Origin of the sequence: Archangium sp. (assembly GCF_036388035.1) — a bacterium.
Classification (GTDB): Bacteria; Myxococcota; Myxococcia; order Myxococcales; family Myxococcaceae; genus Archangium.
This window is the reverse complement of record NZ_DASVSO010000845.1, coordinates 1-22,492: the sequence shown is the minus strand read 5'-3', so window position 1 is coordinate 22,492 and position 22,492 is coordinate 1. Positions and strand designations below refer to the sequence as shown.

Annotated in this window: 20 protein-coding genes; 8 read left to right on the top strand and 12 right to left on the bottom strand. The window is 69.2% G+C overall.

From position 1 onward, the window contains the following. Positions 1 to 298: 298 nt before the first annotated feature. Entirely contained in the window at positions 299 to 1,078 is a 780-nt protein-coding gene (locus tag VF697_RS34875) for a DNA alkylation repair protein (RefSeq protein WP_331101873.1), read from the top strand. Positions 1,079 to 1,315: 237 nt separating this feature from the next. On the opposite strand, the gene VF697_RS34870 is transcribed toward VF697_RS34875, so the two are convergent. Together VF697_RS34870 and VF697_RS34865 are read right to left on the bottom strand one after the other, a co-directional pair. Continuing rightward, the gene (locus VF697_RS34870) at positions 1,316 to 2,098 is read right to left on the bottom strand and encodes a hypothetical protein (RefSeq protein ID WP_331101871.1); all 783 of its coding nucleotides are present in this window, start codon (positions 2,096 to 2,098) and stop codon (positions 1,316 to 1,318) included. Positions 2,099 to 2,516: 418 nt separating this feature from the next. Beyond that, positions 2,517 to 5,195 carry an HD domain-containing protein gene (locus VF697_RS34865; protein WP_331101869.1) on the bottom strand — a complete coding sequence of 893 codons (2,679 nt, stop codon included), beginning with the start codon at positions 5,193 to 5,195 and terminating at the stop codon, positions 2,517 to 2,519. Between the two features lie 258 nt (positions 5,196 to 5,453). Here VF697_RS34865 and VF697_RS34860 point away from each other — a divergent pair, with 258 nt between their 5' ends. Together VF697_RS34860 and VF697_RS34855 are read left to right on the top strand one after the other, a co-directional pair. Further along, positions 5,454 to 5,954, top strand: a complete 501-nt coding sequence (locus VF697_RS34860) for a DUF4365 domain-containing protein (RefSeq protein WP_331101867.1) — start codon at positions 5,454 to 5,456, stop codon at positions 5,952 to 5,954. Next, complete coding sequence (locus tag VF697_RS34855; RefSeq protein ID WP_331101865.1) at positions 5,951 to 7,123, top strand: hypothetical protein; 1,173 nt, start codon at positions 5,951 to 5,953, stop codon at positions 7,121 to 7,123. Before VF697_RS34860 ends, VF697_RS34855 begins: the two co-directional genes overlap by 4 nt. A gap of 222 nt (positions 7,124 to 7,345) precedes the next feature. Here VF697_RS34855 and acs read toward each other — a convergent pair whose 3' ends face one another. Together acs and VF697_RS34845 are read right to left on the bottom strand one after the other, a co-directional pair. Continuing rightward, a complete protein-coding gene (gene acs, locus VF697_RS34850) occupies positions 7,346 to 9,313 on the bottom strand; it encodes an acetate--CoA ligase (protein WP_331101863.1) in 1,968 nt (655 codons plus the stop codon). 64 nt (positions 9,314 to 9,377) lie between these two features. After that, positions 9,378 to 9,887: a hypothetical protein gene (locus VF697_RS34845; protein ID WP_414641393.1), complete on the bottom strand. Its 510-nt coding sequence runs from the start codon at positions 9,885 to 9,887 to the stop codon at positions 9,378 to 9,380. A 74-nt stretch (positions 9,888 to 9,961) separates the two neighbouring features. Between VF697_RS34845 and VF697_RS34840 the strand changes: the two genes are divergently transcribed. From VF697_RS34840 to VF697_RS34830, 3 genes are all read left to right on the top strand, one after another. Next, the gene (locus VF697_RS34840; protein WP_331101859.1) at positions 9,962 to 10,384 is read left to right on the top strand and encodes an NUDIX hydrolase; all 423 of its coding nucleotides are present in this window, start codon (positions 9,962 to 9,964) and stop codon (positions 10,382 to 10,384) included. A gap of 15 nt (positions 10,385 to 10,399) precedes the next feature. Further along, positions 10,400 to 11,617, top strand: coding sequence for a M50 family metallopeptidase (locus VF697_RS34835; RefSeq protein WP_331101857.1), 1,218 nt, complete (start codon positions 10,400 to 10,402; stop codon positions 11,615 to 11,617). Positions 11,618 to 11,732: 115 nt separating this feature from the next. Next, entirely contained in the window at positions 11,733 to 12,383 is a 651-nt protein-coding gene (locus tag VF697_RS34830) for a hypothetical protein (RefSeq protein ID WP_331101855.1), read from the top strand. Between the two features lie 3 nt (positions 12,384 to 12,386). On the opposite strand, the gene VF697_RS34825 is transcribed toward VF697_RS34830, so the two are convergent. From VF697_RS34825 to VF697_RS34805, 5 genes are all read right to left on the bottom strand, one after another. Next, positions 12,387 to 13,055 (bottom strand): molybdenum cofactor biosynthesis protein, encoded by a 669-nt coding sequence (locus VF697_RS34825; protein ID WP_331101853.1) that lies wholly within the window; start codon positions 13,053 to 13,055, stop codon positions 12,387 to 12,389. Between the two features lie 9 nt (positions 13,056 to 13,064). Beyond that, on the bottom strand, positions 13,065 to 14,906 hold the full coding sequence (locus tag VF697_RS34820; RefSeq protein ID WP_331101851.1) for a PKD domain-containing protein: 1,842 nt from the start codon (positions 14,904 to 14,906) through the stop codon (positions 13,065 to 13,067). Positions 14,907 to 14,925: 19 nt separating this feature from the next. After that, positions 14,926 to 15,648 carry an MXAN_2562 family outer membrane beta-barrel protein gene (locus tag VF697_RS34815; RefSeq protein ID WP_331101850.1) on the bottom strand — a complete coding sequence of 241 codons (723 nt, stop codon included), beginning with the start codon at positions 15,646 to 15,648 and terminating at the stop codon, positions 14,926 to 14,928. Continuing rightward, positions 15,633 to 16,544, bottom strand: coding sequence for an MXAN_2561 family MXYO-CTERM-anchored protein (locus VF697_RS34810; protein ID WP_331101848.1), 912 nt, complete (start codon positions 16,542 to 16,544; stop codon positions 15,633 to 15,635). The genes VF697_RS34815 and VF697_RS34810 overlap by 16 nt, the downstream gene beginning before the upstream one ends. 126 nt (positions 16,545 to 16,670) lie before the next feature. Further along, positions 16,671 to 17,702 (bottom strand): aspartate-semialdehyde dehydrogenase, encoded by a 1,032-nt coding sequence (locus VF697_RS34805; protein WP_331101847.1) that lies wholly within the window; start codon positions 17,700 to 17,702, stop codon positions 16,671 to 16,673. 317 nt (positions 17,703 to 18,019) lie between these two features. Between VF697_RS34805 and VF697_RS34800 the strand changes: the two genes are divergently transcribed. Together VF697_RS34800 and VF697_RS34795 are read left to right on the top strand one after the other, a co-directional pair. Beyond that, positions 18,020 to 18,559 carry a PDC sensor domain-containing protein gene (locus VF697_RS34800; protein WP_331101845.1) on the top strand — a complete coding sequence of 180 codons (540 nt, stop codon included), beginning with the start codon at positions 18,020 to 18,022 and terminating at the stop codon, positions 18,557 to 18,559. 4 nt (positions 18,560 to 18,563) lie between these two features. Then, positions 18,564 to 20,462, top strand: coding sequence for a methyl-accepting chemotaxis protein (locus VF697_RS34795; protein WP_331101843.1), 1,899 nt, complete (start codon positions 18,564 to 18,566; stop codon positions 20,460 to 20,462). 15 nt (positions 20,463 to 20,477) lie between these two features. On the opposite strand, the gene tsaB is transcribed toward VF697_RS34795, so the two are convergent. The 3 genes from tsaB to VF697_RS34780 all read right to left on the bottom strand — a co-directional run. Continuing rightward, the gene (gene tsaB, locus VF697_RS34790; RefSeq protein ID WP_331101841.1) at positions 20,478 to 21,212 is read right to left on the bottom strand and encodes a tRNA (adenosine(37)-N6)-threonylcarbamoyltransferase complex dimerization subunit type 1 TsaB; all 735 of its coding nucleotides are present in this window, start codon (positions 21,210 to 21,212) and stop codon (positions 20,478 to 20,480) included. Positions 21,213 to 21,221: 9 nt separating this feature from the next. Next, complete coding sequence (locus tag VF697_RS34785) at positions 21,222 to 21,665, bottom strand: septal ring lytic transglycosylase RlpA family protein (RefSeq protein ID WP_331101840.1); 444 nt, start codon at positions 21,663 to 21,665, stop codon at positions 21,222 to 21,224. A 7-nt stretch (positions 21,666 to 21,672) separates the two neighbouring features. Beyond that, the coding region (locus VF697_RS34780) for a M50 family metallopeptidase (RefSeq protein ID WP_331101838.1) at positions 21,673 to 22,492 on the bottom strand (820 nt) is incomplete at its 5' end.

The following is a 22,492-nucleotide window of genomic DNA, read 5'->3' as shown; positions in this document are numbered from 1 at the left end:
GGCGGAGATCAGGGGCGCTGGCGGGGCGCTCGGGGGTTGGGACACCGAGGCCAGACGCACCAGCGCGAAGAGCAGGGCGCACACCGTGGCGGCGCTCACCACGCCCAACCCCAAGCGCCACCGGATGCGGGGCTCGGGGGTGTCGGACACGGCGCGGACCATGCGCCGCACTTCCTCAAGCGCATTCTCCAACGTGAACAGCAGCGACTCCGCCGACTGCCTGTCTGACCGGAGCGAGCGATCAACCAAGGCGATCGGGTAAAAGACCGCCCTAGAGGAGACTCGCATGCCAAAAACGATGACGCTGTCCCAGGTGATGAAGCAGCTCGAGGATCAGGGCGACGAGAAGGTGCGCCAACGCTACGTGCGCGATGGCGCGGGGGACAACGTCTTCGGCGTGCTGCTCGGCAAGATCCGTGGCCTCGCAGAGGCGCTCGGAACGAACCACGGGCTCGGCCTGGAGCTGTGGGCGACGGGCAACCACGAGGCGCGCATCCTCGCGTGCATGCTGCTCGATCCCGCGGCGCTCACCGAGAAGGAGGCGCGCGCGCTCCTTGAGCCGCTCTCGAACCCGACCCTGGTCGACGAGCTCGTCGGACGCGTGCTCGTGCATGCGCCCATCGCCGAGGCGCTGCAGGCGCGGTGGATGGACGGTAGCAAGGAGCTTCCCCGCCGCGCCGGGTGGAGGCTCCTCGCCGGGCGCGTCGCGCGCGGGCTCGTCAAGGACCTCGACGTCCGCGCGACGCTCGCGCGCATCGAGCGTGAGTTGCCGCCCGCACCGTACCGGGTGAAGGAGGGCATCAACTTCTGCCTCGTCTGGATCGGTATCCACCTGCCCGCGTACACCCAGGAGGCCATCGCCATCGGCGAGCGCCTCGGCCGGTGGGACCCGCGACCGATCCCGAAGGGCTGCACGTCGAGCTACGCGCCGGAGTGGATCGCGGCGGCGCTCGCGCTGCGTCGAGGCGAGAAGACCGCGGCACGAAAGGCGATGGATGCTTCCGCAAAGGCGAAGGCCGCTCCGGCCAGGAAGAAGAGCGCCAGGAAGAGGCCATCTGCCCCGAAAGGGGCGCGCTGACCTCACGCGCCAGGCTCGGCAGGACTTCTGAGGCCCGGCCATTCGGCGCTCCCATCGAAGGTGTCAAAGGACTTGTTCCGACACCTCGCGTCCTACGAATTGTCTGACACCTTCGGCGGCGTATAGGAGAGATGGGACCCTGTTGAAGGCGTGGGCTAGAGCGGAGGGGCCGAGGAGGGCCGCTGACGGGTGCCACCCGGGCTGTGCGCCGGGCCGGTGCAAGCCCACCCGCACCATTCACTGCCCGAGCGACTGGGGTGGCGGCTTGGCGCTGAAGGCGGGCACGTAACACTCCCCCTGGTGCTCATGAAGGGAATCCGGGCACGGGGCCTTCAGCCTGTGAGGAATCCAGCACGCGCCGATGAGTTCCACCTCGGTGTAGCGGGTACATGGAGGGCGCTTCTGCCCTTTGTAGGGCTCTTTCGGCAGAGGCCGGGCAAGCACGGTTTGCCCTTGGGGTGGGGTGGTGTCCACGAGCCCCCTGTCAATGGAGGGAGCGGGCACCTCGGCTGCCGTGGGCTCCTTGTAGATCGGGGGCGCTGGCGGGACGCTCGGGGGTTGGGACACCGAGGCCAGACGCACCAGCGCGAAAAGCAGGGCGCCCACCGTGGCGGCGCTCACCACGCCCAACCCCAAGCGCCATCGGAGGCGGGGCTCGGAGGTGTCGGACACGGCGCGGACCATGCGCCGCACTTCCTCGAGCGCAGTCTCCAACGTGAACAGCAGCGACTCCGCCGACTGCCTGTCCTGGGCCCTGGCCCAGTCGGTGTGCTCCACCTCCATGGCGGAGTAGCCCCGTGAAGCCCAGAAGCCGATGCGCACCCGCCAGTCCTTCCGCGGTGCCGCGCCCTCTTCGACGGCGTGCTTACGCACCAAGGCCGTGGCCCCGCTCGTTTCGTGCGTGGCCAGGTAGAGTTCCACCTGACTGTCATGGGACTGCTGCACCTGCTCCTGAATCAGGTACGGCCCCAACCGCGCCGGTTCCTCCCCGCTCGCCTCGGACTTCTTCTCCTCGTCCATGCGTATTCCTCACGGGCCTCTCCGCCTGCTGGAGGCCAGGTGCTGTGTTCGCATGGCCCGCGCCTGACTTCCAGGAGGTCCTTGGTGTGTCAGGTGGGGGCCTACTCACATGATTCGTCTGACACCCTTACGGGCAACAACCTTCCCTGGAAGCGCCTGGACGTAACGAAGTAGTAACCTTCCTCCTGGAACATTCTCAGCGGCCAGCCCATCCCCTCCCCTTGCGTACCGTCCACGAGGTCGATGCACCTCTCGGGCCAGCCGCAACTCCTCGGAAAGACCTGGAAGCCGGTAGGTTCAACCGTCCACGCCGAGTCTCGCTCTCGCTCAGGTCCTGCGGTTCGAATCCTTTGACACCCTCTCCGCGCTGTCCGGGCGCACGCCGCCGGCGGCGTTGCGGACCACGGGTTGAAAGGCTCTACGAGGGCTTACGGACGATGAGCCAACCGAAGGCCTTGAGCGTCCCCCGGTGCGCCTCACTCTGTCCAATGATGAGGTCCGAGTCAGCGTCGGCCTTGTGGGCGACGACCACGTGCTCCGTTTCGACGCCCCATGCTCGTGCCAGTGCTTCCACGGCGGCCCTCGCGAGCGTCCCCTTGGGGATAATCCCGTGGAGTTTGTCTTCATTCGTTCCAGGCCATGGCGGCAGGGTGCCCAACCAATTGGGGTGCAGCAGGCTGCGACCGAGCTGCTCTACCACCAGGATGTTCGCGTGGAGCTGTGAGTATTGCCGATCCATCACGAGCAAGTATTGCCGCGCGAACTCTCCATCCGAGATCTCCAGCCCCACATCCGAGGGCTGCACCAAGACAACCTCCGGGCCCCACTCACGCCGGGCGATGTCCTCTGGCGTCAGCCATCCTGTGTCCGTGAACGCGATCGGCAAGCCCATCACCTCCCCGCCGCAATTCCTGACAACCTGTGCCACCTCATTCAGACTCTCGGTCGGCAGCGACTCGCGCTGCCAGAGCTTCCCCTGTTCCGTGGCCCAGCGTGCCAGCTCCTTCGGTTCGACTCTGGGCAGCGCGGACTCCCGTGCCGCAGATTGGGGAGAGCCAACGAGCACTCCCGCGATGGATTCGAGCTTGTCGATCCGGAAACCACCGTTGACGATGACGCCTGGAGAGTAGCCGGGTCCGTACTTCCACATGAAAGTAATGGTCGCCCGGCCCAGGACTTCACCTGCCGGGCCGTGCAGCAGCCGCAGGTTCCTTCCCCGGGCTTGGCGCACGTCCTCGTGCTCATTCTCGGTCCAGGGAAGATTGGTGAGCACTGGTTGCAGGCGCAGCCGATCCAGCAGCGCGGTCCCTTCCATGTCAATCCAATCCGAGGCTGCGAGCACCCGCTCGTGACGACCCGCGGAATCCTCGGTGTAGACGTTCACGTCGGGACAGGGGTAGAGCACCGCCAGCGCATCGCTGAACGACAGTTTCTGGAGTTTCTCCTCGTTCAGGACGGAGCACAGCCACTTGGGGACCTTGAAGGGCGCATCGAACCACACCCGGACGCGCGTGCCCCCCTCGCGGAGCCGTTCCTCCTCGCGAGCCGGACGCAACAGGGGCCGCGAGCCCAATCCGGCGTGGAACTCGAGCACCCGCGTGTCCTTCTGTGCATCCTCGGCGCGCCGGGTGACCACGCGGACACGGTCGCCCCACATGAAGACGGAGAAGAACCCGATACCGTACTTTCCCGTGGGCCGGAACCCTTTGGCCATGAGTCCAGGGCATTCTTCGCGCGCAAGCGGCGATGTCCAGTAACTCGTACCGAAATCGAGCAGCGGTCCGGTAAGCACCTCTTGGGACATGCCCAAGCCGGTGTCCTCGACCTCCAACCACGGCCCCTGCTCATCCTGACCCTCCCGGATGATGACATCCCCCCAGTTGGTGGACCGTCCCTCCAGCACCCGCCGAGCGCACACGGCGTCTGCGGCATTCTGGATGAGTTCACGCAGCGGGACCCCTGGGTTTTCCCCATAGAGCTGCTCACCACCCAGTCTCTTGAGCAGTGAGGGGATGTCACTCACCTTCACCCGTGTGTCCACGGGAAGCCAGCCCTCCGTGGGAATCAGCCGCACTAGGCGCAGAGGGTCCTCTACCCCCGCCACGCCGTGGACCGCCAGCCGAGGACGCCCCAGATCCGCCAGTAGCGAGTCCACCGCGTGTAACTCGCGGTCCACCATGCGCAGCGCATCGAAGCACAGCCACCAAGCAGGGGCCTCCTCTAGCGGGAAGCGTGACGAGGAATAAACCAGCCGTTCCGCTTCTCGCCGGGGCTTGAGCAGCCGCTCCTGGAATGCCCAGTGCGCGTCCGAGTGGACTCGGGGCCTCCGGAGCGTCCGCAGGAAGCCCGGAGCGCGTCGCTCGTCGAGATGGCTGGCGTCCGCGATACGCAGCAGGCATGCGATCTTCAGGGGATCCACGAGCCAGGAGCCGGGACACCAGGAGGGCGCGCCGACGACCTCGGAGAACTCACTTCCCAGCCGAGATACCGGCCAGTGGTGGCTCTGGGCGATGCGTCCAATGAGTTCCCCGAAGGTCTTTCGCAGCCCGACGTCCTCGATAAGATGGTACCGGGTGCCCGACGGGCTCGTCCACTCGATGAGCGGCAAGCGGGACGCATGCTCCGCATGGCTGGCCCGGAGCATCTCGCGCAGCACTTCGGTCGTGATGTCTTCTGGTGCACGAAGAATCTCCTCGGTGAGTGGGAGTCGCTCCAACCTCGTGCGCAGCAACATGGCGACGGTATCCTGCCAGCGCTGGGTGCGCTGGAGTTCCGCGCGCCCTCCGGGATAGGCCGCCATGGCCATGCCCGCATCATGCAGCAGGATGGCACCTCCTAGGATGAAGGCTTCTGGAGGCGTGAGCCGGATTTCAGGCCCAGCCACCAGGGCGGCCATCTCCCACAAGGCGTCCAAGTGGGTGATGTCATGGACGGTGAAGTCCGGCAGGTCCCGATGGATCTCCGCAGTGAGCAGCCGGACGTTCTCCCGGAAGGAGAGGAAAGCTTCGCGCAGCCGGGTGCGTGCCTTGCCCCCCTCCGGGTCTCCCAATGCCAACTCCATCGATTCATTCCAGAGTCGCGTCGCGGTGAAATCCATGGCGGTGGCAGAGATACTCCGTCCCTTGCTCCCGAGCCATGACGAATCGAGCACAGAGCGCACAAGGAGACTCCGCCACCGCTAATCTTCCACAACGGTGTTGCAGCGGACGAGGGTCTCCCTAAAGGTGTCAAAAAACCGGGTGTCACGCCCACGCAGCCCAACCGATGCCGACTGAACGAATGTACCCTATTGGCGTGAGCCACCGAATCCGGCAGCGTCGCTACTGGCCCTGGTTCTAGCGGGGCGCGCTGCTGCATGGAACCGAACCTCCAAAAGCAGGAGTTCAGCATCGCGTACGTGCACGCCGTGTGCGCGACGGCCGGTTTCGCCATGCAGCCGACACGCGTCGACAACGACTCTATCGACGTGAAGATCTCGGCGGACCGCACCTTTCACCGCAGCGCCCCTGGACTCGACCTGCAGTTGAAGTGCACGGCGGATTTCAAGCTGAGGGAGACGGAGTTCTCCTTCCGGCTACCCATCAAGAACTATGACGACCTCCGAGACCCCATTGTGTGGACACCTCGCCTCCTGGTCGTCGTGTGCGTCCCCGATCCCTGCGGGCAATGGCTCCAACAGACCGAGGAGGCAGCCCTTCTCAAGCACTGCGGGTATTGGCTTTCTCTCCGTGGCGCCCCGAACCCCGAAGACTCCGAGCAAGAGAAGATTACGGTGCACATTCAGCGGAACAACATCTTCTCGGTGGAGGCGCTCACCAGGATCATGCATACCATCGGGATGAGAGGCTCCCTGTGAAGGCAGTGGTCCACGACCGAGAAAAGCTCATGCGGCTGGAGCCCGCAACGGTCGAGTCCTACCTTCGTGGCACCGGCTGGCAGGTATTCGAGCAGGATCCCTTGCGAGCTTCGTTCTGGAGCCGAAAAGACGAGCGGTCCGGTGAAGCGGTCGACGTCGTATGCCTCTTGAATCCCTCCTTCCGGGACTTCGCTGAGCGCATGTCGGAGCTGCTGGAGTCGGTCAGCGCGTTTGAGCATCGCTCTCCTGACGAGGTGTATCGGAGCATCATCGACGCCGCCTTCGATATGGCGGATGTGCAAATTGAGCGAGGCGACGTCGCAGATGGAACCATCCCGCTCAAAGCAGGAGCACACGCCTTTCAGGGCGTCATGAAGATGTACGCCGCCGCTGCGGCTGCCGAGGAAGAGCCCAAGCCCTTCTACCTGAACCTGCTCTCCGGCAAGGCAGCCAAGTTCGTGTCGGAGTCTGCCCGCTTCGGGCAGACGAGAGTGGGCAGCTACGTCATTACGATCGCGACCAAGCTGCCGACCCCCCCTCAGGGGCGTCTGCACTTTGGCACCCCCGCGATTGATGATCCCTTCGAGCGCCGCGTGATGCGGAGACTCACGGTCGCGCTGGACGCAGCCCGGCATGCCGCCATCGCAGATACTGAGTACGCATTTGAGCAGGGCGTCCAGCATGGCTTGAGTGCTGATCTCTGTGACGCCGTCGCGAAGATGGCTGAAGGGAACGCGTTCGAGGAACTGAACGTCTCCTTCCGATGGTCGTTCCTCAAGCCGATCGACAAGGTGCCGAGTTCCGTCTCCTTTAGCCCGCAGTTGGTGCGCAACCTTCGTGCGGGCGGGGCTCACCTTCGCTTCCAGCGGCCGCTCCTGAACTATCAACTCGTTGGCAGGGTGGTCCGGCTTGAGCGATTCCCTCATGAAGAGGAGGGTACGGTGGGGGTTCTCGGCTTCGTTGGCGTCAACTTGGCAAAGGTGTCTGTCACGCTGACCAAGGCCGACTACAAGTTGGCCACGATCGCGCATGACTCGGGTGAGTCGGTCGTTTGCGTCGGTGAACTGAAGCGAGAGGGCAAGAACTACGTGCTCCTGGGCGCCCACAACTTCACCATCATCCGCACAACGCCAAGTACCCCGTCTTCATCGACCCCGGTGCTCGACTAGGTCTTCCAGGGCCGAGCTCGGCGAAGCGACTACCGGCAGTGTGGTGCCACCGCGCATCCCGCCGCCTACTTGCCCTCGCCCTTGCGTGCCTCCCGCAGCAGCGCCGCCACCGCCATCGTCACGCCCGTGATGCATAGGGCAAATAGGAGGCCTGTTGCGGTCCAGGGTACGGGGGCGGCCGCGTCTGTCCGATGCGGCCACTCCCGTACGAAGCCCCGAGGGCTACTCGTCGTTGCTGCGCAGCGCCGCGAGGACGTTGAGGTCCTCGAGCGTGGTGACGTCGCCCGTGGTCTGCTTGCCTCCGGCTACGTCGCGCAGCAGCCGGCGCATGATCTTCCCCGAGCGCGTCTTGGGCAGCCCTTCCGCGAAGCGGATTTCGTCCGGCCTCGCGATGGCGCCGATCTCCTTCGACACGTGGGCGCTCAGCTCCTTCTTGAGCTCCGGCGAGGGGGCAATCCCCTTCTTCAGCGTGACGAAGGCCACCAGCGCCGTGCCCTTGAGCTCGTCCGGGCGGCCCACCACGGCGGCCTCAGACACGGACTTGTGGGCCACCAGCGCGCTCTCCACCTCGGCGGTGCCCAGGCGGTGGCCCGCCACGTTCACCACGTCGTCCACGCGGCCCATCAGCCAGAAGTAGCCGTCGTTGTCCCGCCGCGCGCCGTCACCCGTGAAGTACTTGCCCGGCAGCTCGCTGAAGTACGTGTTCACGTACCGCTGCGGATCCCCGTACACCGTGCGCAGCATGGACGGCCACGGCCTCGTCACGAAGAGCAGGCCACCCTGGTTCGCCGGCACCGGCTTGCCCTCGCGGTCGAGCACCTCCGTGTGGATGCCGGGCAGCGGCAGCGTGGCGCTCCCAGGCTTCGTCGGCGTGGCCCCCGGCAGCGGCGAGAGCATGATGCCGCCCGTCTCCGTCTGCCACCAGGTGTCCACCACGGGGCAGCGCCCGCCTCCGATGACGTCGCGGTACCACATCCACGCCTCGGGGTTGATGGGCTCGCCCACCGAGCCAAGCAGCCTCAGTGAGGACATGTCGTGCCGCCTCGGGTGCTCCTCTCCCAGGCGCATGAAGGCGCGGATGGCCGTGGGCGCGGTGTAGAGGATGGAGATCTTCTCGCGAGCGATCAGCTCCCAGAAGCGGTCCGGCCCCGGGTGCGTGGGCGCGCCCTCGTAGATGACGGAGGTGGCGCCGTTCATCAGCGGGCCGTAGACGACGTAGCTGTGCCCCGTCACCCAGCCCACGTCGGCGGTGCACCAGTAGACGTCCTCCTCCTTCAGGTCGAACACCCAGCGCGTGGTGAGCGAGGTATGCACCGAGTAGCCACCCGTGGTGTGCAGCACCCCCTTGGGCTTCCCCGTGCTCCCCGAGGTGTAGAGGATGAACAGCGGGTGCTCGCTCTCCACCCACTCGGGCTCGCAGGTGTCGGCCTGCTTCGCCACCAGCTCGCTCCAGGCCAGCTCCTTGCCGCTCAGCTGCAGCGCGCCCTGCGTGGTGCGCTGGAACACCACCACGCGCTCGATGCTCTTCAGCTGCGGCATCGCCTTGCGCACGTTGTCCAGCAGCGGCACCACCGCACCCTTGCGCCAGCCTCCGTCCGCGGTGAGCAGCACCTTCGCGCCCGCGTCGTTCATGCGCTCCAGCAGCGCCTCGGCCGAGAAGCCGCCGAACACCACCGAGTGCACCGCGCCAATCCGGGCACACGCCAGCATGGCCACCGCGGCCTCGGCGATCATGGGCAGGTAGATGCCCACCCGGTCCCCCTTGCTCACGCCCAGCGAGCGCAGGCCGTTGGCCAGCCGGTTCACGTCCCGCGCCAGCTCCCCGTACGTCACCTTGCGCCGGTCTCCCGGCTCGCCCTCGAAGAGGATGGCCGTCTTGTCCCGGCGCTTGTCCAGGTGCCGATCCACGCAGTTGTAGGCGAGGTTGGTGCGGCCCTCGACGAACCAGCGCGCGTGCGGCGGCTTCCAGTCGAGCACCGTCTGGAAGGGCTCCTTCCAGTACAGCTCCTCGCGGGCGCGGGCGCCCCAATAGGCCTCGGGGTCCTTCTCGGCCTCGGCCCACAGCCGGCGGTAGTCCTCCATGCTCCGGATGTGGGCACGGCGGGCGAAGTCCCCGGGCGGCGGGAAGACGCGGTTCTCCACGAGGACGGACTGCATCTCTTGCGACGGCGGACGAGGTGCTTCGGCCATGATGGGGCTCCCTCCAGTACGACGACGTCAGGAGCCCCGTTCTAGAAGCCTCTCGCACTCCACCTCAAGGAGCGGATTTGCAGGGGGCCGAGTTCTGGACGGCCTGATAACGAACCCACAGTTCGCACGCGCACGCGGCGGACTGCGTGGGCCGCGGCTCGTAGCGCACGCGCAGCACGCCATCGAACTCCGTGGCGCACTGTGTCGTGCCCTCGAGGTGGACCGTCACCTGGTCCACGATGCACTCGCGGCCGTTGGCGGTGAGCGAGGCGTTGGCCAGGCTGCCGTCGAGCGAGAAGGCGTCATCGTCTTCCGCGCCCGCACCGAGGAAGGAGCCCACGAGCTGCATGTCCATCAGCCCGTACTCCATGCGCAGCACCTCGCCGGAGATGTGCAGGTTTCCATCCCAGAGCGCCTCGGGCGAGGTCAGCAGGGAGCAGTCGTCGCGCAACAGCTCCACGGTCTTGAACTCGTAGGGGCCCTCGTTCTGGATGTAGGCGCGGGTGCAGCCCAGGCCGAGGCAGAGGGACAGGGCGGACAGGAGGAGCGGGCGGAACAGTCGGGTAGCGGCCACGGCTCGCATGCTAGCGGAGCAAGGGCACACGTGCCGAGTGCAACGGCGAGGCCAGCGGCTAGACTGGCCCCTCCATGCCCCCGTACAAGAATCCCCTGCCCACCGTGGACTGCATCATCGAGCTGCCAGGGGAACGCATCGTGCTCATCCGCCGCAAGAACCCGCCGCTCGGCTGGGCCCTGCCCGGGGGCTTCGTGAACGAGGGCGAGCGCTACGACCTGGCCGCGGTGCGCGAGGCCAAGGAGGAGACCGGCCTGGACGTGGAGCTGGTGGAGCAGTTCTTCACCTACTCGGACCCGCGCAGGGACCCGCGCAAGCACACCGTCTCCACCGTCTTCATCGGCCGGGCCCAGGGCGAGCCCCAGGGCGCGGACGACGCGGCCGAGGCGAAGGCCTTCCCCCTCGCTGCCCTGCCCCCGGAGCTGTGTTTCGACCACGGCACCATCCTCGCCGACTACCTGGCCTACAAGCGGACAGGGCAGCGTCGGAAGCTCTAAGGCAAGCTGCCCCGGATGCACTACCTCCCCCTCCTCCTCGCCCTCGGCCTGCTCGTGGCACTGCACGAGCTGGGACACCTCGTGGCCGCCCGGCTGCTGGGCGTGCGCGTGTCCCGCTATACGCTCGGCTTCGGGCCCGCCGTGTTCACCTTCCGGCTCCGGGGGACGGACTACGTGCTGGGCGCCGTCCCGCTGGGGGGCTCGGTCCACATCCACGGGATGAACCCCCACGAGCCGGGGGTGGACCCCGCGGACCCGACGAGCTTCGCCTCGCGGACGCCCTGGAAGCGGATGCTGGTGCTGCTGGCGGGACCGCTGGCCAACTGGCTCTTCGCGCTGGGCATCCTCGTCGCGCTCCACACCTCGGGCACGCACGTGGTGGTGCCCCTCACCGTGGGCACCATCACCCCCGGCTCGGAGGCGGCGCGCGCGCAGTTGCTGCCGGGAGATCGCATCGTCAGCGTGGACGGCCAGCCGCTGGAGAACTGGTCGGAGTTCGTGGAGCTCATCGCCCAGAGCCCCGGCCGCGAGCTGACGCTGGGCATCGAGCGCCAGGAGGAGCCCCGGGAGGTGGCGGTGCGGCCCCGTCCGGACGAGCGGGGCGAGGGGCGCATCGGGGTGAGCCAGCAGTACGTGTACCGCACCCACGGCCTGGGCCAGGCGCTGCTGCAGGCGGTGGCGCACACGGGAAACCTCGTGGCCGAGGGCACCCGCCTGCTCGAGCGCCTGCTCCAGGGACGACAGGGCGTCCTGGAGGCCAACCCGGCGGGGCTGGTGAAGCAGTCCTCGGGCGCCGCGGCCAGTGGCCTGGGCGCCTTCCTGCGCGTGCTGGTGAGCCTCTCGGTGGCGCTCGCCTTCTTCCACCTGCTGCCCCTGCCCTCGCTGGATGGGGGGCGGATGCTCTTCCTCGTCTTCGAGGCGGTGAGCCGCCGGAAGGTGCCGGCGCGCGTGGAGACGGTGGTGCACGCGGTGGGCTTCCTCGCGCTGCTGTGGGTGGTGCTGACGGTGGCGCTCGCGAACGTGCGCCCGTACCTGGCTCGCGCCGTCCCCGCCCCTCCAGCCCAGGCCGTGAGTCAGAGCGCCCCCTCCCCGGCCCTGACGGACGGTGGCACCGCCCACACTCCCGCCGCCCTTCCTCCAGACGCGGGCGCCGCGAGCCCGACGAAGACCACCGAGGCCGAGGACCCGCTGGACGGTGGCCTTCCCCTGCTGGCGGACGACCTCGGCGAGTAGGCGCCTGGAGCGAGCCGACGCTGGCTCTCCGGGCGGCCGGGAGTGCCCTCGGGGCAACGGTCCCACGCCCGAAGGAGGCGCCAAGGCGACGGGAAGACCCTATGCTCCCGACGCAATGAGCACCAAGGCGAAGAACGACGGCCTCTTCTGCGAGCTCTACTGGGGCACCACCCGCAACGAGGTGTGGAGCTTCGACGCGGAGCAACCGCGCGTGCTCGCCGCTCAGGACGAGACGGCCCCCCTGCCCCTCTATGGCTTCACCCTGCCCGAGGAGCCCTACCTCCTCGCCGAGCGCACCGAGCACGGCTACCGCGTCTTCATCCCCCCGGCGGCGCGCATCGAGCGCAGCCGTCGCGGCGAGGCCTTCCGCCCCGTGCCCGACGCGGAGTTGCAGCGCACCGGGGACCGGGCCTGGGTGGAGCTCACCCAGGAGGACCAGCTGCGCCTCTGTGAGGGCGAGCTCTCCCTGCACCTCGCGCCCTCCGTGGCGGGCAAGCGCCCGGCGGCCCTCGGACTGAAGGACTTCGGCTGGCTGGGGATGGTGGCCATCCTCTTCCTCAGCCTGCCGGTGGGCTTCCTCCTCGCGGGGCCCAGTCCCGAGCGCATGGCCGAGTCCAACGCCCGGGCCCTCACCCAGGCGCGCGAGCTCGAGCAGGCCGAGCGCAAGCGGCTCGGGGTGGACACCCCCGCGCGCCCCCTCTCCCCGGAGGCGGCGCGGCCCGACGCGGGCACCCGGACGCTGCCCGCCAACCTCGGCGTCCAGTGAGGCTCAGGGCCCCAGGCCCACCCACACCTCGCCGTCCTCGTAGAACTCCTTCTTCCAGATGGGGACGTCCTGCTTGAGCCGCTCGATGGCGTGCTCGCACCCGAGGAACGCCTCCTTGCGGTGAGGCGCGGCGGCGGCGATGACCACCGCCAGCTCGCCGGGCTGTAGCGTCCCCACCCGGTGCACGATGGACAGCCGCGTCCCGCTGAAGCGCTCGGCCACCTCGGCGCCAATCTCCGCCAGCTTCTTCTCCGCCATGGGGGGATAGGCCTCGTACTCCAGCCGCAACACCCGCCGGCCGCGCGTCTGGTTGCGCACCGAGCCGGAGAAGGTGACGAGCCCTCCATAGGCCTCGCCGGCCACCGCCTCCACCACCTCCTCCAGCCGCAGCGGCCGATCCACCACCCGGAACAGCCCGCCGCTGCCCCCGGCCACCGGTGGAATCAGCGCCAGCTCCGCGCCCGGGGGCACCTCGGTGTCCGTGTCGGAGAACTCATGGTTCACCGCCACCCGCAGGTGCGGCAGGAGCGGCGCGAGCGTGGGGTGACGCGTGGCCAGCAGGCGCAGCACGTCCGTCACGCGCGCGCCCGGCGGCAGCTCCAACGACTCGCGAGGCAGCCCCACGCGCTCACGGGCCGCGGCGAAGTACAGGACGGTGATGGTGTCAGGCACGGGCCCCTCTTAGCGTGACCGGAGCACCGCGCGCGCCCGGAAGCGACCGCCCCCCTCCTCGGGGTTGAAGTCGAGGAAGACGAGTTCAACGGGCGGCAACTGGTCCAACAGCGTGCCCACCAGCGAGCGGGCCACGGGCAATTGCTGGGAGGGCACGCCGGGCACCTCCTGGGGCGCGTCCAGCTCGGCGCGCAGCCGGCCCACGTCCACCATGGCGGAGAGGTGCCCGGGCTCGAAGGCATTGGCGCCGAAGCGCTCCCGCAGCGCCACGCCCACGTCGCCCGCGGCGCGGCCCTCCAGCGACTCACCTCCGTGCAGCGTCAGCCGATCGGCCGAGACGGTGAGTTCCACCGGCTGCTCCATCACCCGCGTGCGCAGGCGCGTGGCGTCCGCGCCCTTCACCACCTCGAAGGGCTGCCCGCGCGCCTTCAGCCGCCCGGTGAGCCACCCCAGCACCGGCTCGGAGCGGACGAGCCCCGCCTCGAAAAGCAGGGTGCCGCGCGGCTCCGGCCTCCGGGTGCCGCGGATGAAGTTGCGGTAGAAGGCCGGCGCGTCGAAGTAGGCCAGCAGCGTCAGGTCCCCCCGCAGCGCGCCCAGCAGGCTGTCCGCTCCAGCCGCGTCGAAGCCCTGCTCCTGCAGGCGCTGCAGCGTGCGCTGGCGGCGCTCCGAGTTGGGCGCGCCGAAGACGAGCTTCGCCAGCTCCTCGGGCGGAATGGACACCATGAGCGCGGCGATGGGGCCCGCGGGCGCCTTGCCCAGCAGCGACGCGCCGGGCGCGCTCTTGCCCTGGAAGAGGTTCTGCTCCGAGGCCACCCAGCCCTCCAGCTCCGCCCGGCCCTCCTCCGTCCGGAAGGCCGCCCAGATGCCCCGGATGCCAGCGGCGGCGTCATCGCCCACCGAACGCGCGAAGAAGTACACGTTGCCCGTGCCCACCTTGGGCCGCAGCTCGGTCACCAGCGGCACCTCGGACAGCCCCGGGCCGCTCATCCCCGTGATGCGCGCGCGAATGGCGTCCACCTGGGACGTCTCGTCCTGGACCCGCTGAGGCTTCACGACCGCCAGCGCCTCGGTCGACGCCCCCTCCCGCGGCTCGGCCTCCTCGAGCTCCCCGTCGTCCGTGTCCGGCACCACGAGGTAGAGGTAGCCACGGTCCGCGAAGAGCAGCAGCGACTCGCCGTTCTGACGCCGCAGGTGGACGAGGCCCTCGGCGGGCCGCCGGTTCACGACACTGGCCCCGCCGGACTCCAGCTCGCCCACCACCGCGTCCAGCGCGGCCTGGGAGTCCATCACCCCCAGCAGCCCCACGCTGCCCTCGAAGCCGGGCAGCGAGAAGAAGCCCACGCCCTCCTCCACGTCCACCACCCGGGGCTCCCCCTTCAGCTCGCGCAGCACGAGCGACAGCATGGGAGCCTCCTCCAGCGAGCTCCGCGCCTGCGCCTCGCCCAGCAGCCGCGAGTAGAAGTCCACCAGCGGCTCCACGTTGCCCCGGAGCTGGGAGAAGAAGACGGCCACCTCCGCGTCGGCGGGGATGGCGCGCAGCACCGGCCGCGGCACCACCGTCACCTGGGCGCTGGCCAGCACCTCGTCCTTCTCCAGCGCGCGCACCGTGAAGGCGCCCGCGCGGGGGAAGGCATGGGACACCCGCGCGCCCTGCCGCGGCGGCGAGCCATCCCCGAAGTCCCACGTCACCACCGGCGCGTCCTGGGCCTCGGAGCCGAAGCCCACCGGCACGCCCGCTTCCACCGTGCGCGCCTCCCCCGCCTCGGGTTTCACCATCCGCCGGCAGCCAGGGCCCACCAGGACCAGGGCCACCCACCAGAAAACCGTCAGCGCGCGAAGGGAAGGACGCACATGGGGTGTCATGTACGGTCTAGTAATCCAGCGCCAGACCGAACATCCAGTACGAGTCCGAGAGATTGAAGCCCTCGCCCCCGAAGTTGTTCACTTTCGCGTAGGTGTATTCGGCGAAGAGATAGCTGTGGTTGATGCCGAGGTCCGAGTCGAAGTCGCGCGCCAGGCGCGGCTCCAGCACGTCCAGCAGGAAGGACACGCCGGCCGCCAGCTCGAAGCCGAACTTGCCACCGCTCGCCTCCCGGCCCTCCACCTTCTCGGGCTCGCCGCCCTTGGTGATCCACCACGGGATGTAGACGAGCCCGGGCTTCAGGTAGGGCACCACGGGGATGCTCCAGCGGAAGGCGGGGTAGTCGAAGCGGTAGACGCCGCGCACGTGCACGGGCAGCACGTGGAAGCCCGTGCGCTCCTTGCTCCGCGCACTCTCGGAGTCAGGCAGCAGCGCGGCGGCGTACTTCTCCGCGTAGCCGAGCGACAGGCTCACGCCCGCCGAGCCGATGCCCTGGTAGAAGAAGCGCTGCAGCTCCGCCTCGAAGAGCAGCAGGTTGCTGTCCCCGAAGACCTTGGAGAAGGGCGCGGTGGTGAGCCCCTCCTCCGCGTCGAGCTGCGGCCGGTAGCCACCGAGCCGGAACTCCACGGAGCCGCTGCGGGGCGACTGGATGGGCAGATCGGACATCTCCTGCGCCTCGCCGGGGAGGGCGGCGAGGAATGCCGCGACGCCGAGGGCTACTGCTCGAGCCATGAACGATTTCTCCTTGAGAACAGCCAGAAACCCAGGACGGCCAGCACCGCGCCGCCCGCAACTCCGCCGCCCGCCGCGCCGCAGCCACCCATCTCCTTGCCGCCAGCGTTCACGTACTCTTCCAGGAAGCCGTTGGTCTTGGTGGGGGTGCCCTCCACCGCCTCGGACTCGCTGCTCTCGTTGCCGGCCGCGTCCAGCGCGGTGGCCGTGAGCTGGTACGTCACCCCGTTTTCCAGGTCCTCCACCTCGAAGTCACCCTGCCCCACGCCCTGATCCGCGCTGGTGACCACGGTTCCGTCCGCCAGCTTCACGTACACCTTCAGCGTGGTGGTCCCCGCCGGCTCACTGACACTCACGCGCAGGGCCTTGTCCAGCCCGTCCACCGCTTCGATGGAGGGCGCCCCTGGCGGATTGGCGTCATAGAGGATCTTCGCGGGCGTCGCCTTCGTCACGGAGTTGGCGCACGTCGTCCCGCCGAACACGTTGGAGTCGATCGCCTTGGTGGCGCCACACACCCGGAACGCCTGCTCGAGGCCCCCGACACCGCACGACCTCGTCCCACTGTCCGTCGGGTTGGAGAAGGGCAGCAACGAGAGGTCGATCTCGAACGTCCCCTGTCGGGTCTGGTTGAGGGTGGTCTGCGGGATGGACGTCAGCACGGAGCGCGTCGTCTGCTGGTCGGCGGTCTCCTTGCACTCGGTGCCTTCGGTGAGCCAGAGGGTGAGCTCCTGGCAGGCCGTCCCGGTGGACGTCCAGGAGACGACCCGTCGGCTGTTGCAGTCGCCCTTGCCGACACTCAACGTGTCCGTGGCATTGGCGAACGTGAGGCTCACCTGCACTTGAGCGGAGGCCGCGGTCGACACCAGCACGGCGGCGGTCATGAGTAGGGTACGCATGGGCGGGCAGGAGGGTAGCAAGTCGGGGGCCAGGGGAAACCCGGCCCCGCTCCCTGCATTTCCGGGGGAAAGGGGCTGGGGCCTCCGTCAAATGGGCAGGAGTGCCCCGGCGGCCTTGCCAAATTGTCAGGCGGAGCGCTCGGCGAGCCGCAGGCCGGCCTCCACGAGGTTGAGGGCGGCGCCCCGGCCGGTGTTGTCCACCGCGGCGAAGAGGGAGAGCCACTCGGGGGCCTGGGGGAAGGAGCGCAGGCGGCCCACATGGACGGTGGGATCGGCGGTGACGAGGCTCGTCATCGGGTAGACCTTCTCTCCGGGTGAATCCAGCACCTTGATCGCGGGCGAGCCCTTGAGGGCGGCACGCGCCTGCTCCACCGGGGCGGGCTTGCGCAGCCGCACATGGAGGCTCAGCCCATGGCCGAAGAAGGTGGGCACCTGCACGGCGGTGCCGGCCACCACGGGCACCTCGCCCTTGGGGGCGAAGAGGCGGGCGGCCTCCAGCGTCCAGCCGGCCTCCTCCTCCGTCCAGGGCGAGTTGGCCATGAAGAGGCCCACCTGGGGCACCAGGTTGAAGCCCACGCGGTGGGGGAAGAGGGGGTGCGCCTCGGGCTCGCGGCCGGAGAGCAGGGCCGCCGTCTGGGCCTCCAGCTCTCGCAGGCCCTGCTGGCCCGCCGAGGACACGCCCATGAGGGCCGTCACCTGTACCTGGGCCACGCCGAAGGCCTGGCGCAGCGGCTCGAGCACCGTGACGAGGGCGGTGGACACCGCCGAGGGCACGGACACGATGCGGCCCTTGAAGGAGGCGCCCAGCACCTCGGAGTTGAAGCCGGGGAGCACCAACGGGACGTTGCCGTCGGAGCGGAAGGCGAGGCTCGCGTCCACCACCCAGGCCCCCGCCGCCTGGGCCGCCGGGGCGAGCCCGCGCGACACCTCCGGCGGCGTGGCGAGAATGACCAGACCCATGCCCCGGAAGGACTCGGGGGTGGCCTTCTCCACCTCCAGGGTCTCCTCGCCGTACTCCAGCTCCTCCCCCGCGGAGCGCTCCGAGGCCAGCACGGAGAGACGCTCGGCGGGGAAGTCCCGGTCGAAGAGGGCGGAGAGCACCTCGCCGCCCACCACTCCGGTAGCGCCCACCACGGCGATTCGCAGGTTCTCGTTCATGGCGCGTCCTTTACTCCAGCACCGGCCAGCGTGGGCCTCACTTCTAGTCGACTGGAACCCTGTCCCTCGACCGACATGTACTACAAGGTAAGACATCACTTCTAGTCGACTAGAAGTGAGCCCCGAAACGCTCGGACCTGGAGACGTACGCCCGCCTGCTGGCCCCCCGGCGGAGGCTGCCAGGACAGGAAGCAGGAGCAGAGCCGCGAAAGGGCTCGCGAAGGCCCTCCGGTAGAATCCTGCCGAAGCACCGGCCACAGGGGACCTTGGGAGCCACCTGCACGCATCTCCGCGAGGCCGAACGGTGACGCATATTGATGTGGAAGCTCGTCTCGTTGTGGCTGTTGGCGCAGTTGCCGCCGGATGGCTCGGCGCAACTCAAGAAGGTGGACGGGCTGATGCCCCAGCTCCGGCGCATCGCGGCGGATCCAGCCGTGGTGCGCGAGGTGAAGCGGCAGAACGCGCAGCGCGTCCCCCTGGACACCGTTCGGCAGCTGGACTCGGAGTGGAGCGCGACTCCGGCCCTCACCCCCCACAAGCGCAAGGTGCTGGGCAGCGCGTGCACACGTGCGCTCGGCCGCGACCTCGAGCACCTCGGAGGGGCCGTGGCCGAGGCCTTCATCATGGACAACCAGGGCGCGCTGGTGGGCGCGACGCATCGCACCTCCGACTACTGGCAGGGCGATGAGGCCAAGTGGCGTGAGTCCTTCAAGGATGGCCGGGGTGGGGAGCTGCGCGAGAAGCCCTTCTTCGACGAGTCCTCCCAGTCCTACGTCGTCCAGGTGTCCCTCCCGGTGAAGGACGGCGCCCGCGTCATCGGCGCCCTCACCGTGTCCGTCTCGCTGCTCGAGCTCTGAAACCATGAACCTCCCCTTCCTGGATGGCCTCAAGCTGCGGGGCCGCATCACCCTCTCCGTGGCCTTGCTGTCGGCCCTCTCCCTGCTGTCCCTCACGGCCCTGGGCCTGTCCTTCACCCGGCGCACGCTGTCGCGGCAGATCCACGCCACGCTCAAGGCGGAGGCCGAGGGCCTCAAGGACCTGGTGGAGCGGGCACTCGCCGAGCGCGAGGCGAGCGTGAGGAGCTGGTCCGAGGACGCCATCCTGCGCGGAGCCCTGCTCTTCGACACCTACGACAAGAGCGACGCGGTGCTCGCGGGGCTGGCGAAGCGTCACCCCTCCATCAGCGGCTTCATCCTCTTCGACGAGCAGGGTCGCGCCGTCTCCGCCAGCTCGCCGGCGCTGCTCAAGTCCTTCCAGGGCAAGGAGGGCGAGGTCCGCCAGAGCGCGTGGTACGTGGAGGCGCAGAAGGAGCGCTTCACCGCCGACTCCCTCTCCGCCGAGAAGGACCCCGCCTTCGGCCGGAGGGTGCTGCCGCTGGCGGCGCCGGTGATGAGCCCGCTCAGTGGCGCCCGCCTCGGCATGCTGCTCGCCGCATACGACTGGAGCCAGGTAGGCGACGTGGTGAGGGACTCGGTGCGCAGGGCCCACGCACGCGCGCAGAGCAGCTTCGCCCTGGAGGTCCGCCGCGCGGACGGCACCCTCCTCTTCGACTCGCGCCCTCCCGGGGCTCCGCCCTTCACCCGGGCCGTGTCCGAGGAGGCCCTCAACGGCAAGGAGTTGGAGGATGTGGGGGACGGCTGGCGCTTCGTTGCGACGGTGGACGCGGCCGAGGCCTACGCCCCGGTGACACAGGCCGCCACGGGGGCCTTCGCGCTGCTGGCCTTCTTCCTGGGACTGGCCGTGCTGGGCTCCTGGTGGCTGGCGCGGAGCATCTCCCGCCCCATCACCGCCCTGAGCCAGGCGGTGACGCACGTCGTCCAGGAGGGGGACCTCTCCCACGATGTGGAGGTCACCTCCCAGGATGAGGTGGGCGAGCTGGCCAGGGCCTTCGCGCGGATGATGGACCACCTGCGCGAGAGCACGCTCGGCATGCAGCAGGGCACGCGCCTGCTCACCGAGGCCATGTCCGAGCTGAGCCAGGCGGCCGAGGTGCAGGAGCGCAACCTCTCGCGCCAGGCGGCCGCCCTCCAGGAGACGCAGGTCACCGCGCAGGAGATCCGTCAGACCTCCCAGATGGCCGCGGATCGCTCCCAGGCCGTGATGGAGGTGGCCTCCCGGGCCGAGGAGATTGGCAGCGCGGGCGAGTCGAAGGTGGCCGCCACGTTCGAGGGCCTCAAGGAGCTCCACTCGAAGGTGGGCAAGCTGGCGAGCAACATCGTCTCGCTCGGCGAGCGCACCCTGCAGATTGGCGACATCGCCCAGACGGTGAAGGACCTGGCGGACCAGTCGAACATGCTGGCGCTCAACGCGGCCATCGAGTCCGTGCGCTCGGGCGAGCACGGCAAGGGCTTCTCCGTGGTGGCGCGGGAGATCCGCAGTCTGGCGGACCAGTCCATCGACTCCACCGGCCGGGTGCGGGAGATCCTCGATGACGTCCGCCAGTCCATCCAGTCCACGGTGACGATGACGGAGAAGGGACAGCGGCAGATGCAGGAGGGGCTCGAGCAGGTGCGGGCCAGCGGCGAGAGCCTCCGGGAGCTGACGTCCATCGTCCGGGACAACGCCGGGGCGGCGCGGCAGATCGCCGTCGCGGTGAACCAGCAGAACGCGGGCATCTCGCAGATCTTCACCGCGGTGACGGACCTGTCCACGATGATGGACGAGACGATTCAGAGCCTCCAGGTCACCACCCGGGCCACGAGCACGCTGCGCGAGGCGGCCGAGCGCATGGAGACAGTGGCGCGCACCTACCGGGTGTAGCGCCCGCCGGGGCCGTCAGTCTTCCTTGAGGCGCGCGGTGGGCGGAGGCCCGGGCAGCGGGGGGAACTTGGGGTTGCGCTCGGGCTCGGAGGCCCGCACGTAGTGCGGCTCCAGGGCGAAGACGGCCTCCAGGGACTGCTCCTCGGGGAAGCGCACCAGGAGCGCCAGCGCCGCCGCCGAGGGGAAGGCGGGCGCGTCCAGCAGCCGCGAGGGCGCCACGCCGTGGGACACCAGCGCGGCGCGGTAGTCGGTGAGGGCGGGCCCCAGCGCGAGCGCCTCCGGCTCGGCGGCCATGCGCGCGGCCACCTCCTCCGGACTCATCGCCTCCTCGGGGCCGAGCGCCTCCACCCGCGAGCCCACGCGCCGGTAGCGCCCGAGGTAGAGGTCGTCCTTGCGCGCCACCGCGAGCGCGAAGAGGGGCGGGCCCTCGGGCCCCTCCAGGGCCACGGCCGCGAGCGACGAGGCCCCGGCCACCTTGAGGCGCGCCGCGTACGCCAGCCCCTTCACGCAGGACAGGCCGATGCGCAGGCCGGTGAAGGAGCCGGGGCCCAGGCCGATGGCCAGACCCTCCAGGGACTTCAGCGCCACCCCGTGCCGCGCGAGCAGCTCGCCGACGACGCCGGGCAGCGCCTCGCTCTGCTTGCGAGGCGGAGCCACCACCAGGTGCTCGAGGACGCGCACGCCCTCCCCTTCCCGCTCCACGAGGGCCAGGGACAGCGTGAGGGTGGAGGAGTCGAGCGCGAGGAACATGCGAGCCTTCTACCCCGCCAACGGGCCGAAGGGGATGAAGAGGAAGGAGGTCCGGTCCGCGCAGCGGTAGAGGCGCACCCGGGCGACTCCCTTGTCCAGCATGTCGAGCTGCTTCGCCGCGGCGGTCGACACGTCCACCACCCGCCCCCGGACGAAGGGGCCCCGGTCGTTGACGCGCACCTCCACCGAGCGCCCGTTCTCCATGTTCACCACCCGGAGGCAGGTGCCAAAGGGCAGCTTCTTATGGGCGGCGGTGAGCTTCTTGGGATCGAACTTCTCGCCGCTGGCGGTGGGCCGGCCGGCCAGTCCCGGGCCGTAGTACGAGGCCACCCCCTCCTCCAGATACGCGCGGGGCGGGGCCGGCTTCTCGCGGGGAGTGGGCCGGGTGGCGCGCGGTGCGCAGCCCGCCAACACCCCCAGCCCCACCATCACGCCCACGAGCAGCCGCTGCATCGCACCTCTAGCGGGTGATGTCGTTGATGAAGGCCATCCCCATCAGCGCGACGATGAGGATGAGACCGACGACGTTGGCCACCTCGCGCACGCGGATGGGAATGGGACGGCGGCGGATGCCTTCCCACAAGGCCGCCAGCAGGCCGAAGCCGTCGAGGATGGGGATGGGCAGCAGGTTCATCACCCCCAGGTTGATGGAGATGACGGCCATCAGGTGCAGGTAGCTGTCCCAGCCCTGCTCCGCGCTCTTGGAGGCCAGCTGGTACATCATCACCGGCCCGCCCAGCGTCTTCGGCGACACCGTGCCACTGAAGAGCCCGCCGATGACCTTCACCATCTGCCCGACGATGCGGGGCACGATGGTGACGGACTCGCGCAGGGCCTCGCCGATCCCGAGGTTCACCGTCACCATGTCCAGGGAGAGCAGCTCCGCCGAGGACGGCATCCAGGGCGACACCCCCAGCACGAGCGAGGAGGACTCCTGGCCGAAGCCGTCCTTGGTGGTGAGCATGGCCTGGGTGAGCGTCTCGGTGTGCTCCTGCCCGTCCTGCGCCGAGCGCCAGGAGAGCTGGAAGGGCTGCTCCTTCTGCTTGCTGAGCTCTCCCATCAGGACGTTGAAGGAGCGCAGCGGCTCGCCCTGGAAGCCAGTGAGCTTGTCCCCCGCGCGGATGCCGGCCTTGTACGCCGCGCTGTTGGGGGTGACGCCCACCACGTACATGTCCGAGGGCTCCGCCCCCAGGGCCGCGAAGCCGTCACCGCCCGCCTGCTTCGGCACCGTCAGCTGGACGATGGAGGGCGCCCGTCCCGTCACCGCGCCGGCCTCCACC